Source organism: Pedobacter sp. AK017, assembly GCF_014200825.1.
In the GTDB taxonomy this organism is placed as follows: domain Bacteria; phylum Bacteroidota; class Bacteroidia; order Sphingobacteriales; family Sphingobacteriaceae; genus Pedobacter; species Pedobacter heparinus.
Genome location: NZ_JACHCW010000007.1, coordinates 158,222 through 172,509, shown reverse-complemented (window position 1 = coordinate 172,509; position 14,288 = coordinate 158,222). Strand labels below are relative to the sequence as shown.

The 14,288-nt window shown below is 41.7% G+C and carries 16 protein-coding genes; 5 read left to right on the top strand and 11 right to left on the bottom strand.

What is annotated here, in order from left to right:
- Positions 1-28 precede the first annotated feature (28 nt).
- The 8 genes from tatC to pdxA form a co-directional block, all read right to left on the bottom strand.
- On the bottom strand, positions 29-922 hold the full coding sequence (gene tatC / locus HDC92_RS11925; RefSeq protein WP_015809620.1) for a twin-arginine translocase subunit TatC: 894 nt from the start codon (positions 920-922) through the stop codon (positions 29-31).
- 81 nt (positions 923-1,003) lie between these two features.
- The gene (gene accC, locus HDC92_RS11920) at positions 1,004-2,344 is read right to left on the bottom strand and encodes an acetyl-CoA carboxylase biotin carboxylase subunit (RefSeq protein ID WP_015809619.1); all 1,341 of its coding nucleotides are present in this window, start codon (positions 2,342-2,344) and stop codon (positions 1,004-1,006) included.
- Between the two features lie 15 nt (positions 2,345-2,359).
- Positions 2,360-2,833, bottom strand: coding sequence for an acetyl-CoA carboxylase biotin carboxyl carrier protein (gene accB / locus HDC92_RS11915; RefSeq protein WP_015809618.1), 474 nt, complete (start codon positions 2,831-2,833; stop codon positions 2,360-2,362).
- A gap of 72 nt (positions 2,834-2,905) precedes the next feature.
- On the bottom strand, positions 2,906-3,895 hold the full coding sequence (locus HDC92_RS11910) for a beta-ketoacyl-ACP synthase III (protein WP_015809617.1): 990 nt from the start codon (positions 3,893-3,895) through the stop codon (positions 2,906-2,908).
- A gap of 11 nt (positions 3,896-3,906) precedes the next feature.
- Positions 3,907-4,845, bottom strand: a complete 939-nt coding sequence (gene plsX / locus HDC92_RS11905) for a phosphate acyltransferase PlsX (protein WP_183874711.1) — start codon at positions 4,843-4,845, stop codon at positions 3,907-3,909.
- Between the two features lie 98 nt (positions 4,846-4,943).
- Positions 4,944-5,135, bottom strand: coding sequence for a 50S ribosomal protein L32 (gene rpmF / locus HDC92_RS11900; protein ID WP_015809615.1), 192 nt, complete (start codon positions 5,133-5,135; stop codon positions 4,944-4,946).
- Between the two features lie 18 nt (positions 5,136-5,153).
- The gene (locus HDC92_RS11895; RefSeq protein WP_015809614.1) at positions 5,154-5,687 is read right to left on the bottom strand and encodes a YceD family protein; all 534 of its coding nucleotides are present in this window, start codon (positions 5,685-5,687) and stop codon (positions 5,154-5,156) included.
- A 60-nt stretch (positions 5,688-5,747) separates the two neighbouring features.
- Positions 5,748-6,827: a 4-hydroxythreonine-4-phosphate dehydrogenase PdxA gene (gene pdxA / locus HDC92_RS11890; protein WP_015809613.1), complete on the bottom strand. Its 1,080-nt coding sequence runs from the start codon at positions 6,825-6,827 to the stop codon at positions 5,748-5,750.
- Between the two features lie 101 nt (positions 6,828-6,928).
- Between pdxA and rsmA the strand changes: the two genes are divergently transcribed.
- The 4 genes from rsmA to HDC92_RS11870 all read left to right on the top strand — a co-directional run bounded on the left by rsmA (position 6,929) and on the right by HDC92_RS11870 (position 9,737).
- A complete protein-coding gene (rsmA, locus tag HDC92_RS11885; RefSeq protein WP_015809612.1) occupies positions 6,929-7,711 on the top strand; it encodes a 16S rRNA (adenine(1518)-N(6)/adenine(1519)-N(6))-dimethyltransferase RsmA in 783 nt (260 codons plus the stop codon).
- A gap of 53 nt (positions 7,712-7,764) precedes the next feature.
- Positions 7,765-8,688, top strand: a complete 924-nt coding sequence (locus HDC92_RS11880; protein WP_183874709.1) for a 2-hydroxyacid dehydrogenase — start codon at positions 7,765-7,767, stop codon at positions 8,686-8,688.
- A gap of 167 nt (positions 8,689-8,855) precedes the next feature.
- Positions 8,856-9,329 carry a transcription elongation factor GreA gene (greA, locus tag HDC92_RS11875; protein ID WP_015809610.1) on the top strand — a complete coding sequence of 158 codons (474 nt, stop codon included), beginning with the start codon at positions 8,856-8,858 and terminating at the stop codon, positions 9,327-9,329.
- A 6-nt stretch (positions 9,330-9,335) separates the two neighbouring features.
- Positions 9,336-9,737: an HIT family protein gene (locus tag HDC92_RS11870; protein ID WP_183874707.1), complete on the top strand. Its 402-nt coding sequence runs from the start codon at positions 9,336-9,338 to the stop codon at positions 9,735-9,737.
- An 82-nt stretch (positions 9,738-9,819) separates the two neighbouring features.
- On the opposite strand, the gene HDC92_RS11865 is transcribed toward HDC92_RS11870, so the two are convergent.
- From HDC92_RS11865 to rsgA, 3 genes are read right to left on the bottom strand one after another with little or no spacing between them, the layout of a single operon-like run.
- On the bottom strand, positions 9,820-10,164 hold the full coding sequence (locus HDC92_RS11865) for a nucleotide pyrophosphohydrolase (RefSeq protein WP_015809608.1): 345 nt from the start codon (positions 10,162-10,164) through the stop codon (positions 9,820-9,822).
- Positions 10,164-10,616, bottom strand: coding sequence for a D-aminoacyl-tRNA deacylase (dtd, locus tag HDC92_RS11860; RefSeq protein ID WP_183874705.1), 453 nt, complete (start codon positions 10,614-10,616; stop codon positions 10,164-10,166). Before dtd ends, HDC92_RS11865 begins: the two co-directional genes overlap by 1 nt.
- Before the next feature lie 2 nt (positions 10,617-10,618).
- Positions 10,619-11,539, bottom strand: a complete 921-nt coding sequence (gene rsgA / locus HDC92_RS11855; protein WP_015809606.1) for a ribosome small subunit-dependent GTPase A — start codon at positions 11,537-11,539, stop codon at positions 10,619-10,621.
- 300 nt (positions 11,540-11,839) lie between these two features.
- On the opposite strand from rsgA, the gene thrA reads away from it, so the two are divergent.
- Positions 11,840-14,287, top strand: coding sequence for a bifunctional aspartate kinase/homoserine dehydrogenase I (gene thrA, locus HDC92_RS11850; RefSeq protein ID WP_183874703.1), 2,448 nt, complete (start codon positions 11,840-11,842; stop codon positions 14,285-14,287).
- Position 14,288: the final 1 nt, after the last annotated feature.

Sequence of the window (14,288 nt, the reverse complement as noted above, 5' to 3'; positions counted from 1 at the left end):
TTTATTTTGATAAAGTAATATGGGCGTTTTACGATTTCTTTACTTTGGCTACCCCATAAAGCTCCTTATTTCTTTTGCGCTCAATATTAGCTGATATAAAGATACTCAGTTCGTATAGTACAAATAGTGGGAAGGCTACTACAAGCATTGTCATCACGTCTGCTGTAGGTGTTACAACTGCAGCAACAATGAGGATAATTACAGCGGCATATCTTCTGGTTGAACGCATGAACTTAGGGGTCATGATGCCGAACTTTGACAGAATATAAATCACTACGGGCAGCTGAAAGATGATCCCGGAGCCAATGGTTAATGTCGCTACAGAAGAAAGATAAGAAGTGATGGTAAAGGTATTCTGTATATCAGGGCTTACCGTAAAATTTGTGAGGAAGTTAACGGACAGCGGACATACTATATAATAACCGAACAGGATCCCTATGAAGAAAAGTGTAGAGGCAAACATCACAAAATGACTGGCCGATTTGCGCTCATTGTCGTGTAAGGCAGGTTTAATGAACAGCCATAGTTCAAATAAAATGTATGGGATGCCGAGTATAATGCCGACCATTACGCAGGCATTGATCTGCAGGGTAAACTGTCCGGCCATTTCTGTATTGATGATCTTGGCATCAATATGCGTGATGCAAAAGTCTGAACCGATCAGGTTCGGCCATGCAGCAGCCATCTTGCACATCATTCTGTAAGTCCAGAAATCAGGGTTCTTAGGCCCCATGATCAGATCATTAAATATAAAGTCTGAAAACCAGAATGCGCCTATGGTAAATAATACTACGACCAGTAATGAGCGTAGTAAATGTTTTCTAAGTACATCTATATGGTCAAAAAAAGACATTTCTGCCTCTAAAGTCTTTCCTTTTTCTTTGATGGCCCCAATCAGGTCACGTTTTTTATTATCACTCATGTACGTTATTTGTAAAACAAAAATACCATTCTTTTATTTAGAATGGTATTTACGTTTAAAATCTAGCAAATAGTTTTTATGTTATTCTGAAAACTCGAAAGTCTCCATAAATTTAGTCGTAAAATTACCCGCCCTAAAGTTAGGATCTTTCATTAATTTTAAGTGGAAAGGTATCGTGGTTTTTACACCCTCTATCACAAATTCACTTAAAGCCCGCTCCATAGTACTGATCGCTTCTTCACGGGTTTGTGCAACGCAGATCAGCTTGGCAATCATAGAGTCATAGTTTGAAGGAATCTGATAACCTGCATAAACGTGCGTATCAACCCTTACCCCATGTCCGCCCGGAGAGTGGAAATTTGTTATTTTACCCGGAGAGGGCCTGAAATTATTAAATGGATCTTCCGCGTTTATCCGGCATTCAATAGCATGCATATCAGGTAAATAATTCTTTCCCGAAATCGGAACACCTGAGGCAACTTTGATCTGTTCTTTAATTAAATCGTAATTGATTACTTCTTCTGTTACCGGATGTTCTACCTGGATACGGGTATTCATTTCCATAAAATAGAAATTGCGGTGTTTATCTACCAGGAATTCTATGGTGCCCGCACCTTCATACTGAACAGCAATAGCTCCTTTAATGGCCGCTTCGCCCATTCTTTCCCGCAATTCAGGTGTCATGAAAGGTGAAGGGGCCTCTTCCACCAGTTTCTGGTGCCTGCGCTGTATAGAACAGTCGCGCTCCGATAAATGGCAGGCCTTGCCATACTGATCTCCGATGATCTGGATTTCTATGTGACGTGGATCCTCAATATATTTTTCCAGATAAAGTCCGTCATTTCCAAAAGCTGCACCCGACTCCTGTCTGGCACTGTCCCATGCATTTTCAAAATCTTCATCTTTCCAGACTACGCGCATTCCACGTCCACCACCACCGGCAGTAGCCTTAAGGATTACCGGGTAGCCGATCTCGTTGGCCGTTACAATACCTTCTTTGATGTTCTCTACCAAACCTTCCGAACCAGGGATAGTAGGTACCCCTGCTTTTTTCATGGTTTCTTTGGCCGATGCCTTATCGCCCATAGAATTGATCTGTTCTGGTGTTGCCCCAATGAACTTAATCCCATAATCACGGCAAACAGAAGAAAATTTCGCGTTTTCAGATAAGAATCCGTATCCCGGGTGTATGGCATCCGCATTGGTCAGCTCAGCTGCAGAAATGATATTTGGAATGCTCAGGTAAGAATCTTTACTTGGTGGCGGGCCAATACAAACAGCTTCATCAGCAAAACGTACGTGTAAACTCTCTCTGTCGGCAGTAGAGTAAACCGCTACGGTTTTGATGCCCATTTCTTTACAGGTCCGAATAATGCGTAAAGCAATTTCGCCCCTATTGGCAATTAGTATCTTTTTAAACATATTTATCTATTCCGATTAAACCGGCTCTACTAAAAATAAAGGTTGATCATACTCTACAGGTGAAGCATTGTCGACAAGAACTTTTACAATTTTTCCTGACACTTCACTTTCTATTTCATTGAAAAGTTTCATCGCCTCAATGATACAGATCACTTTGCCTGCAGTAATTTCATCTCCAACATTTGCGAACGAAGGCTTATCCGGACTCGCAGAGCGATAGAAAGTACCAATCATTGGCGATTTGATGGTGATGTATTTTGAAGTATCTTCAACAGGTGCAGATTTGGTTTCGGTAGGGGCAACCGGCTGTGGTGCAGCAGCAGTTGGTGCAACAGCAGGCGCAATCTGGGCAGGAACAGTTGCCTGAACATAGGTAGGTGCCTGATTGGTTTTAATGGTGATCTTGAAGTTTTCCTGCTCAATAGCTACTTCGTTTACGCCCGAACGAGAAACAAATTTAATAAGTTCCTGAATTTGTTTAATATCCATTTTTTAGGTGTTATTTAGAAAAAATAGTACGTCTTTAGAACTATCTAAGTTAAGATTATTTATTTTATAAAATTAATAGGCCCATTTTAAATAAACAGAACCCCAGGTAAAGCCTCCTCCAAATGCGGCCAATATCAGATTGTCGCCTTTTTTCAACTGGTTTTCCCATTCCCACAAACATAGGGGGATTGTACCATTAGTGGTATTGCCATAACGCTGTATGTTGATCATTACTTTTTCCGAACCTACGCCCATTCTGTTTGCAGTAGCATCAATGATCCGCTTGTTGGCCTGGTGTGGTACCAGCCAGGTTACATCATCGGAGGTAAGGTTGTTACGTTCCATAATCTCGGCAGCAACATCCGCCATATTGGTTACTGCAAATTTAAACACGGCCTGGCCTTCCTGGTAAACCACATGCTCATTGTTGTCTATAGTTTCGTGTGTTGCGGGTCGGGCCGATCCGCCGGCTTTCTGGTGTAAAAATTGTTTTCCGGCTCCATCGGTTCTTAATATAGAATCCATGATGCCGAGACCTTCTTCATTGGGTTCCAGTAAAACTGCACCACAGCCATCACCAAAAATGATGCAGGTAGTACGGTCCTGGTAATTAATGATCGATGACATTTTATCACCGCCCACTACCAGTACTTTTTTATGTTTTCCAGATTCAATAAACTGTGATGCCGTTGATAATCCAAAAATGAAACCTGAACAGGCGGCCTGAAGATCATATCCCCATGCATTTTTAGCGCCAATCTTATCTGCCAGAATATTTGCAGATGCCGGGAAAGGCATGTCCGGTGTTGTGGTGCAAAAGATAATCAGTTCAATTTCTTCTGCGCTGATCCCGCGTTTCTTTAACAAACCATTTACGGCATGTACAGCCATATCTGAAGTGCCTAATCCTTCACCTTTCAATATTCTTCGCTCTTTGATACCTGTTCTGGATGTGATCCATTCATCCGTAGTGTCTACAATTGATTCAAGCTCTTTGTTGGTCAGTACGTAGTCTGGCACATAACCATGAACAGCTGTAATCGCAGCGTGAATTTTATTCATTTTATCTCAAATTATTTAAATGCGGCTTGTATTTTTCCAACCAAGCCAGTTGTAATCATGTCTCTGGATTGCATGATCATGTTCTTAACGGCCAATGGGCTTGAAATACCATGGCCAATTACTACCGGCGCGTTTACACCCAACACTGGGCTGCCGCCATAGTTCTCATAATTAAAGCGGTCAAAGAACTCGTCCTTTAAGCCCCTTTTTAAGGTTAGTACATAAAATGATTCTGCAAGTTTAAGCATCACATTCCCAGTAAATCCGTCACATACAATTACATCAGCCTTATCGTTAAATAAGTCCCTTCCCTCTACGTTACCTACAAAATTAAACAGCTGGGTATCTTTCATCAAGGGGAAGGTGGCCAGACTTAGCATATTGCCTTTTTCATCCTCTTCTCCAATGTTCATTAAAGCTACTTTAGGTGTATTTATTCCCATTACATTCTCTGCATACAAGCTGCCGAGTATACCAAACTGGAGTAAGATATCGGGTTTGCAGTCAGCATTTGCGCCAACATCAACCATTAAACCAACGCCACCGCTTAATTTAGGCAGAAAAGTAGACAGACATGGACGTATGATACCAGGAATGGTTTTTACACTAAATACAGCACCAACAAGCATAGCACCAGAATTTCCGGCACTTGCAAATGAGTCCAGTTTGCCTTCTTTGAGTAAATTGAAACCTATTGAGATGCTTGAATTAGGCTTTTGAACAATAGCCTTAGTGGGATGTTCGCCCATACCAATTACTTCTTCGGTATGAACATATTCAAAGTGATCCGGATTGAATCCGTTTTCGGATAGGAGGGGCTTAATCTGCTGGGTATCCCCAATAAGCACCAGGTGCTCCTTCGGGGATAACAATGGATGAGCTGCTATTGCTCCTAAAACATTTGCTTTAGGAGCATAGTCTCCGCCCATTATATCGAGACCTATTTTCATAGTAAAATCAGTTTGTGTACCAGGCAAAATTGCCGCTTTTTTAAGGCCTCTAAGTTAAACTATAGGACACTTAAAACACAAACTATTTTTCAAGAAAATTAACCTATTGAGGTGTTTTCAATAACCAATTTACCGTTGTAGTATAAGTTACCATCAACGTTATAAGCGCGGTGAGGAATGTGTATCGCACCTGTTGTCTGACAAGTAGCTAAAGAAGGAGCTTCTGCTTTATAGTGAGTTCTTCTCTTATCTCTTCTGCTCTTAGAAACTTTACGTTTTGGATGTGCCATTGCTGATTTATTTAATTATTATTTTAATTTCTTTAACGCTGCCCACCTTGGGTCGTCATTTTGTTCTTCTTCTTCCTGTTTTGATCCAACCGCTAAACTTTCCAGTCTTGCAATCATCTCCTGGTCGCATTTTACTCCAGTGCCGTTCTCTTCACATATCTTTATATAAGGTACCGATACCGTGATGAATTCGTAAATCAGTTCAGAGATGTCAATCTCACTTTCTTTTTTACTCAGTACAATGATCTCCAGATCATCGCTTTCCAGCTCATCTTCAGCAAATTTTACAATCTGCCTTTCCTGTATATTTATCGGTGCCCCAAATTCAGCTAAACATTTATCGCAGTCCAATACTATGGTACCGCTAATGCGGAAATGTAGTATTAACATTGTTTCCTGTTTGTCTAGCTCAACTTCTGCTTTTAAGTTCCCCTTTTTAACCAAAGAGTATTCAAAAGCATCAAAAAAGCTGTTATCAATCTCAAAATCAAACTGATGTTTGCCAATTTTTAAGCCTGTAAATGGGATTGAAAATTGTTTTAATGGTTTCAATTGTAACAAAATTTTAGCCCGCAAATGTAGGGATTATTTTTATTCAGTGCAAATTCTTTTTTAATTCGCGTCGTCCTTCATATCGGCGGGAGTTTCAATAATTTTTCCACCGCTTCTTAATTGATTGCCAAGTAAGGCTTCCTGTTCTCTTCTGTTCTTAACTATATGTGTAGCTGCAAATACGGCTTCAATAAACGACGAGGGATCTGCAAGATTTTTACCAGCAATGTCATAACCCGTGCCATGGTCAGGTGAGGTACGTACAATTTTTAGTCCGGCAGAAAAGTTAACCCCGGTGCCAAAAGCAATGGTCTTAAACGGGATCAGTCCCTGATCATGGTACATCGCCAATACTGCGTCAAACTGTTTGTAGCTGCCGTTTCCAAAAAAACCATCTGCAGGATATGGCCCAAAACAAATTATGCCTTTATCAAAGGCCTCCTGTATCGCAGGTACAATTATGTTTTCCTCCTCTTTACCTAACAGGCCGTTATCTCCGGCATGCGGATTTAAGCCAAGTACTGCAATTTTTGGTTTTTCTATCCAGAAATCTTTCTTTAAGCTCTCGTTCATCAACATCAGTTTTTTTACAATTTTTTCTTTGCTGATGTGGGGGGCAATAGCCGCAACCGGAATGTGTCCCGTTACTACACCCACACGGATGTCCTCGCTGATCATGAACATCAGTACATCATTGCTGTTGCTCTGTTCCTGTAAATATTCTGTATGTCCCGGAAATTTAAAAGTATCCGATTGAATGTTGTGTTTATTGATCGGTGCGGTAACAAGCGCATCAATTTCCCCTTTTACCAATGCGTCGGTAGCTTTTTGAAGAGATATTAAAGCATACTTACCGCCTGTTTCGTTTGAGATACCAAGGTCAATCTTGACATCTTCCTCCCAGCAGTTGATCAGGTTGGGCTTTTTGGGGTTTGCTGTGGCCGGTTCATTGATCACATTAAAAGCGAAGTCGGTAAGCCCCAATGCCTTTCTATGATAAGAAGCAACTTTTGTATGCCCGTAAACTATTGGTGTACAGTAATCAAGTATGCTGTTGTGCGACAAGGCCTTCAAAATTACTTCTAATCCGATGCCGTTTATATCGCCTATGCTTATCCCAATTTTAATTTTATTGCTCATGCCTGAATAGAAATTTGGCGCAAATTACAGAATTTCACCTTAATGTTAGTCCGATACTCATAAAACTTTAATATTTTTACAGCTTTTTAAGGGAGAACAACATGAGTTTGGTTAGGGCAAAAAAGCATTTGGGGCAACATTTTTTAACCGATAAAAACATTGCGGCCAAAATCGTAAATGGCCTTGTTCATACCGATAAATACAAACAGGTACTTGAAGTTGGGCCTGGCATGGGCATTTTGTCTGATCTGTTACTGGAGCGAAAAGATCTGGAAACCTATTTGATAGATATTGATGTAGAGTCCTATCATTTTTTGCAGCAAAAATATCCCCAACTTGGGAGCAGGTTGATAAATGGCGACTTTCTAGCCTTAAACCTGTCGGATATATTTAAGGATAAATATGCTATTATTGGCAATTTCCCTTACAATATATCTTCCCAGATTTTGTTCAAAATTCTCGAAAACAGGTCCAGTGTTGTAGAAATGGTTGGGATGTTTCAAAAGGAAGTGGCAGAACGCTGCGCTTCAAAAGAAGGGACCAAAGATTATGGGATATTGAGTGTGCTGATCCAGGCCTATTATCATATAGAATACCTGTTTACCGTTAAACCAGGTACATTTAACCCGCCACCAAAGGTAAATTCAGGAGTGATCAGGCTAAGCAGAAATGCTGTTGAAACATTACCCTGTGATGAAAAACTATTTTGGCGCACGGTAAAAGCAGGTTTTAACCAGCGCAGAAAAACCCTGAGAAATGCGCTTTCAGGCATTATCCCCAAAGACAAAATGGACGAACATCCATTTTTTGACAAAAGAGCCGAACAGTTGAGTGTGAACGATTTTATTGTGCTTACCTCTCACCTGGCTCAGTTGTCAAAGTAACATTATTTTTAACAACCAAAAAACGCCATCCGACCGAAAAATAAAATTGAAAGATGAAAGGAAAAATCTTAATTGTTGATGACCTGCACCCTATATTTAAAGAAAGGGCTGCTGCAATGGGTTATGATGTACATGACCGCCCCTTGATTACCAGGGCAGAAACACTGGCCATCATTGCGGATTATGAAGGGATTGCTGTCCGCACCAAATTTTTAATAGATAAAGAATTAATGGAAGCAGCCCCAAACCTGAAATTCATTGCAAGGGCAGGGGCAGGACTGGATAATATTGATGAGGCCTTTGCCAAATTAAAGGGGATCAAATTACTGAATGCCCCCGAAGGCAATATGGATGCTGTAGGAGAACATGCTATTGGCATGTTGCTGGCGCTCATGAACAATTTTCGGAATGCTGATACAGAAGTGCGTAAGGGTGTGTGGGATAGGGAAGGTAACCGCGGATATGAACTAAAGGGTAAAACAGTTGGGATTATCGGTTATGGATTTATGGGCAAAAGCTTCGCTAAAAAGCTTTCCGGCTTTGATGTCCATGTCATTGCTTATGATAAATATAAAACGGGTTTTAGTGATGCCTATGCCAGGGAGGTAAGCATGGAAGAAATTGTAAAGCAAAGTGATGTGCTGAGCCTGCATATTCCTTTAACCCCCGAAACAAGGCAAATGGTAAATGAAGAATACCTGTTCCATTTTCGTAAACCCCTGTTTTTTATCAATACCGCCAGGGGCGAGGTGGTTAGTACCGAAGCCGTTTTAAAAGCGATAGCCCAGGGTAGGATACTCGGTGCGGGGCTGGATGTACTGGAGGTAGAAAAATTTCCGGCATTAAGCAATCAGGAATGGTATAATACGCTTAAATTAGCTGAAAAGGTCGTGTTAACACCTCATGTTGGTGGCTGGACATTCGATTCTTACCGTAAGATTTCAGAAGTTCTGGCAGAAAAGTTAAAGGACATCTGAAAGCATGAACAGGGCGTATTGTAAATGAAAGTTAAAATAATCTTAAAAATTTGCTTTTATGCTAACTCCCTGTTATCTTCGTTTCAATTGAAGCAAGACTATGTAGGCTTAAAAACCGATGTAGTCTTGTTTGTTTTTTAGAGGATTTACAAAAAAATAAACGAGCTATGACAGAGGTAACATATTATACCCAAGATGGTTTAGATAAACTGAAAGAAGAACTGCAGTATTTAAAAACTACTGGCAGGCAGCTGATTTCAAGGGCGATAGCTGAGGCGAGAGATAAAGGTGATCTTTCTGAGAACGCTGAGTATGATGCTGCAAAAGAGGCGCAAGGTCTGCACGAGGCAAAAATTGCCAAAATGGAAGCTACACTTTCTACTGCCCGGTTGATAGATGAATCCAAATTGGATACATCAAAGGTACTTGCACTTTCTATCGTAAAGATCAAAAATGTTAAAAATGGTGCTACGATGTCATACCAGTTGGTAGCTGAATCTGAGGCCGATCTTAAAACCGGAAAAATCTCCGTAAAATCACCTATTGCAAAAGGATTATTGGGCAAATCTGTTGGTGATACCACAGAGATTGAAGTGCCCGCAGGGAAAATGGAATTTGAAATTTTAGAGATCAGCAGATAAAAAAATATGGCCAGTATCTTTTCAAAAATAGTAAGCGGTGAAATACCCGCACATATTGTAGCAGAAACTACAGAATTTCTGGCATTTTTGGATGTGAGCCCATTGGTGATGGGGCACGTGCTGGTGATCCCCAAAAAGGAGATCGATTATATCTTCGATATGGATGAAGAAAGCTATTTCGGGTTAACCTTGTTTGCTAAAATTGTGGCGACAGGTTTAAAGGAAGCTTTTCCATGTAAAAAAGTGGGCGTTGCCGTAATTGGCCTGGAAGTACCACATGTGCATATCCATCTCATTCCAATGAACAATGTAAGTGATATGAATTTTAGTAAGGCAAAGCTGCAACCAACGCAGGAAGAACTTGCAGAGGCGGCGGTTAAGATTAAGGCAGCACTTTCTAAAGATTAAAAGGAAAAACAGATCACTCCCCAAATCCGGGAAACCTTTCCCGATGAAGGACCGGAAAATTTCCGCTACAAAAAAAGCAGGGTCAATGTAAACCCTGCTTTTTTTGTAGCTTCTCATTATTTTTATGCCTTTCCGCATCCCTGATGCTTTTTTTAACCAGGTTCTTCTCCAAAGCAGCGGTCAGGTCAATACCTGTCTGGTTGGCCAGGCAGATCAGTACAAACAGTACATCTGCCATTTCATCCCCCAGGTCAACTGCTTCATCACTCTTTTTAAACGATTGTTCTCCGTATTTACGCGACATGATCCGGGCGACTTCACCAACCTCTTCCATCAGGATGGCTGTATTGGTCAGCTCATTAAAATAACGGATGCCGGTAGTAGCTATCCATTGATCAACCGCTTCCTGTGCTTCTTTTATGGTCATTATTCCTTGTTTTTTGTATCAATAATTATCGTTACCGGGCCATCATTAACCAGGCTGATCTTCATGTCTGCCCCAAAAATGCCGGTCTGTACCGCTTTTCCCAATAGCCTGGAAAGTTCTTTGACCATGCTTTCATATAATGGGATTGCTTTTTTTGGTCTGGCAGCCCGGGTAAATCCAGGCCTGTTTCCTTTCTTTGTAGCCGCAAATAAGGTAAACTGACTGACCAGCAGGATATTCCCGTCAATATCTGCCAGCGCCTTATTCATCAAACCGTTTTCATCTCCAAATACACGCATGGCAGCAATCTTTTGTGCCAGCCATACCAGGTCTTCTGCAGTATCTGCATCCTCAATACCCAGCAATACCAAAAAACCATTGTCAATGCTGCCTGTAATATTTTCATCCACTTGGCAGCTGGCTGCAACAACTCTTTGAATAACTGCCCTCATGTTTAAGCCCTGGTTTCGTTACCATGATAAATACTCAGGTAACTTTCGTATCTGCTCAGTTCTATTTCCCCACTTTCTACAGCTTTAATTACGGCACAGCCAGGCTCATTTACATGCCGGCAATTGTTAAACTTACATTGGTGCATCAAATCCCTCATTTCCCTGAAATAATGTCCGAGTTCCTCAGGTCTGATGTCAAATATACCCAGTTCACGTATGCCCGGGGTATCAATCAGGTAACCACCAAAAGGTAAGGCATGCATTTCGGCAAAAGTAGTGGTATGCTGCCCTTTATCACTGGATCCCGAAATTTCACCTGTTTTAATGCTGTGCCCGGGCAATAAGGCATTGATCAGGCTCGATTTTCCTACACCTGAATGTCCTGAAAATAAAGTCGTCTTGTCTTTTAACAAAGATTCGATCAAAGGGATGTTTGTGCCCTTAAGTGCAGAAACCGAATAACAGGGGTAACCAATATTTTCATAAATGCCTTGGTACTCGGCCAGTATTTCCAGCCCTTCTTCATGAAAAAGGTCAAGCTTGTTAAATATCAGCATAGCAGGGATATCATAAGCCTCGGCAGTGGCCAGAAAACGATCGATAAAACCCAGTGAAGTACGGGGAGAAGCCAGCGTAACCACTAAAAAAGCCTGGTCCATATTGGCCGCAATGATCTGGGCCTGTTTAGACAGGTTAATCGATTTTCGGATGATGTAATTCCGTCTGTCGTATAGCTTATTGATGATGCCGTTGTCCGAATTTGGTTCAAGTTCAAACTCCACACGGTCGCCCACTGCAACAGGATTAGTGGTTTGGATGCCCTGTATCCTGAACTTACCTTTTATACGGCAATCATAGTCCAGGCCATTTTCAGCATGCACCTGATACCAGCTACCGGTCGATTTTATTACTAATCCTTGCATATAAGGCGATAAAGATAAGAAATTGTAACGTTATGTACTCCTTCAGGTGAAATCCTACTAAACCGATCGATTGAATAATTTATTTTCACAATCATTTGCGAATTAAAAAAATATGCCTTTACTTTACGCCTCGTTAGTGTAAATAATACAATGTATAAAAATTTGACCACAACCACTATTACCACAACCACCGGCATCGAACGGAGGAAGGTAAGCTAGTGGGCTAAAATAGAAAATATAAAAACCACAAAAAGCGCCTTCCTCTAATCCAGGAAGGCGCTTTTTTTTTAACTAACAACTATGAATATTTTAAAATTTGGAGGTACATCTGTCGGTTCAGCTCAAAGCATAAGTGCATTGATGGATATATTGATCAAGGGGAAGCACGCTGAGCACCCTATTGTCGTTTTATCTGCTATGGGTGGTGTAACCAACACTTTGCTGGATATGGCAGAAAGTGCCAGAAAGGGAGAGGACTATGCCGAAACGCTGAAGAAGGTAGAAGATAAACACTTCGAGGTGATCCGTGCATTGCTGCCTGCAAGTGCTCAAAATCCGGTACTTACCAAACTAAAGATCTATTTAAATGAATTGGAAGACATTCTGCAGGCAGTTTATAACCTGAAAGAGCTGAGTTTGCAGACCAAAGACCTGATCTTAAGCTATGGCGAACGCTGCTCAACCATGATGGTGAGCCACATTGCCAGACAATATTTTGCAAATGCCCTGTTTGTAGATGGCTCGGAACTGATTAAAACAGACCATAACTTCGGACAGGCGAAAGTGAACACTGAGCTGACTGAAAACCTCATCAGGGATTTTTATGCAGGCAATAACGATAAACTGCTTTTTGTTACCGGCTTCATTTCCAGTAACGATGAAGGGCGTATCACTACTTTAGGGCGTGGGGGCAGTGATTATACAGCCGCCATCTGGGGGGCAGCCCTTGGTGCCGATGAAATTGAGATCTGGACCGATGTAGATGGCATGTTAACAGCTGATCCGAGGATCGTTAAAAAGGCTTTTTCATTGCCTGAACTGAGTTATACCGAGGCTATGGAACTTTCTTATTTTGGTGCCAAAGTGATCTATCCACCTACCATGATCCCTGCCTTTTTAAAGAAAATACCTATAGTCATTAAAAATACTTTTAATGTTGATTTCCCTGGTACCTATATCAGACACAATGTGCATGCCTCCAGCCTGCCGATCAAAGGGATCTCTTCGATTGATGAGATCAGTATCCTTAACTTATCCGGCAGCGGTATGGTTGGTAAGGCCGGATTCAGCGGAAGGCTGTTCTCTATGTTGTCCAGAGAGCAGGTCAATGTAGTCCTCATCACACAATCCTCATCCGAACACAGCATTACCTTTGCCGTTAAACCTGCAGATGCCTTAAAAGCACTGGCACTCATCAATAAAGAATTTGAACTGGAACTTCAGGCCCGTAAACTGGAATACCCGGAGGTAGAAAACGGACTTTCGGTTTTAGCGATAGTGGGTGAAAACATGAAGCGCACACCGGGTATTTCCGGAAGGTTATTCAGTGCGCTGGGCAGGAATGGGGTAAACATCCGCGCCATTGCCCAGGGTTCGTCAGAATATAACATTTCCGTAATCCTGTCACGCAGTGATCTTTCCAAAGCGGTGAACGCTGTTCATGATGCTTTCTATGCCGACCTGAAAAAAACGCTGAACGTGTTTTGTCTGGGTACCGGAAACATTGGTAAAACCTTATTTAAGCAATTACAACACCAGATGCCTTTTCTGGCCAAAAATAACGATCTGCAGGTTAAGGTAATGGGGGTAAGCAATACCCGTAAAATGTACCTGGATGCAGAGGGAATAGACCTGGACAATTGGGAAGATAGCCTGAACGAAAAGGGTGAACAGGCAGACCTGGCTGAGTTTATCAAAAAGATGAAGTCCATGAACCTGGCCAATTGTGTATTTGTAGACAATACTGCCAGCCATAACCCGATCCGGCATTACCTGGATGTATTGCAATCGAGCATCTCGGTGGTTACCTGTAATAAAATAGGTAATTCTGCCGAATATGATCAGTATGTGGCTTTTAAAGAGGCGGCAAGAAAACACGGGGTAGAGTTTTATTATGAAACCAATGTGGGGGCAGGACTGCCCATCATCCGTACCTTAAAGGACCTGATGCTGAGTGGCGACAGGATCAACCGCATTGAAGCCATCTTGTCGGGTACCATCTCTTATATCTTTAACAACTTTAAGGGAGACAGGCTTTTCAGTGAAGTTGTAAAAGAGGCACAGGATATGGGTTATACTGAACCTGATCCGAGGGACGACCTGAACGGTAAAGATTTTATGCGTAAAATGCTGATCCTTGCCCGCGATGCAGGTTATGCACTTGAAGAAAAAGATGTGGCCATAGAAAGTATGCTGCCACCGGCCTGTCTGGCGGCCAGCAGTGTGGCCGAGTTTTACCAGGAACTTGAAAACAATGCGGCGCATTTTGAGAACTTAAAAAATGAAGCAGCTAAAAGCAATAAAGTATTGAGGTATATCGGTAAGCTGGAGGATGGTAAAGTGGCCATTACCCTGCAAATGGTTGATGACTCACACCCTTTCTATATGCTTTCCGGCAGCGACAACATTATCTCCTTTACTACTGATCGTTATAAGGAGCGTCCGCTGGTAGTAAAAGGACCTGGAGCCGGTGCCGAGGTAACTGCTGCCGGTGTTTTTGCTGACATCATTAACATAGGTAAAAGATAAC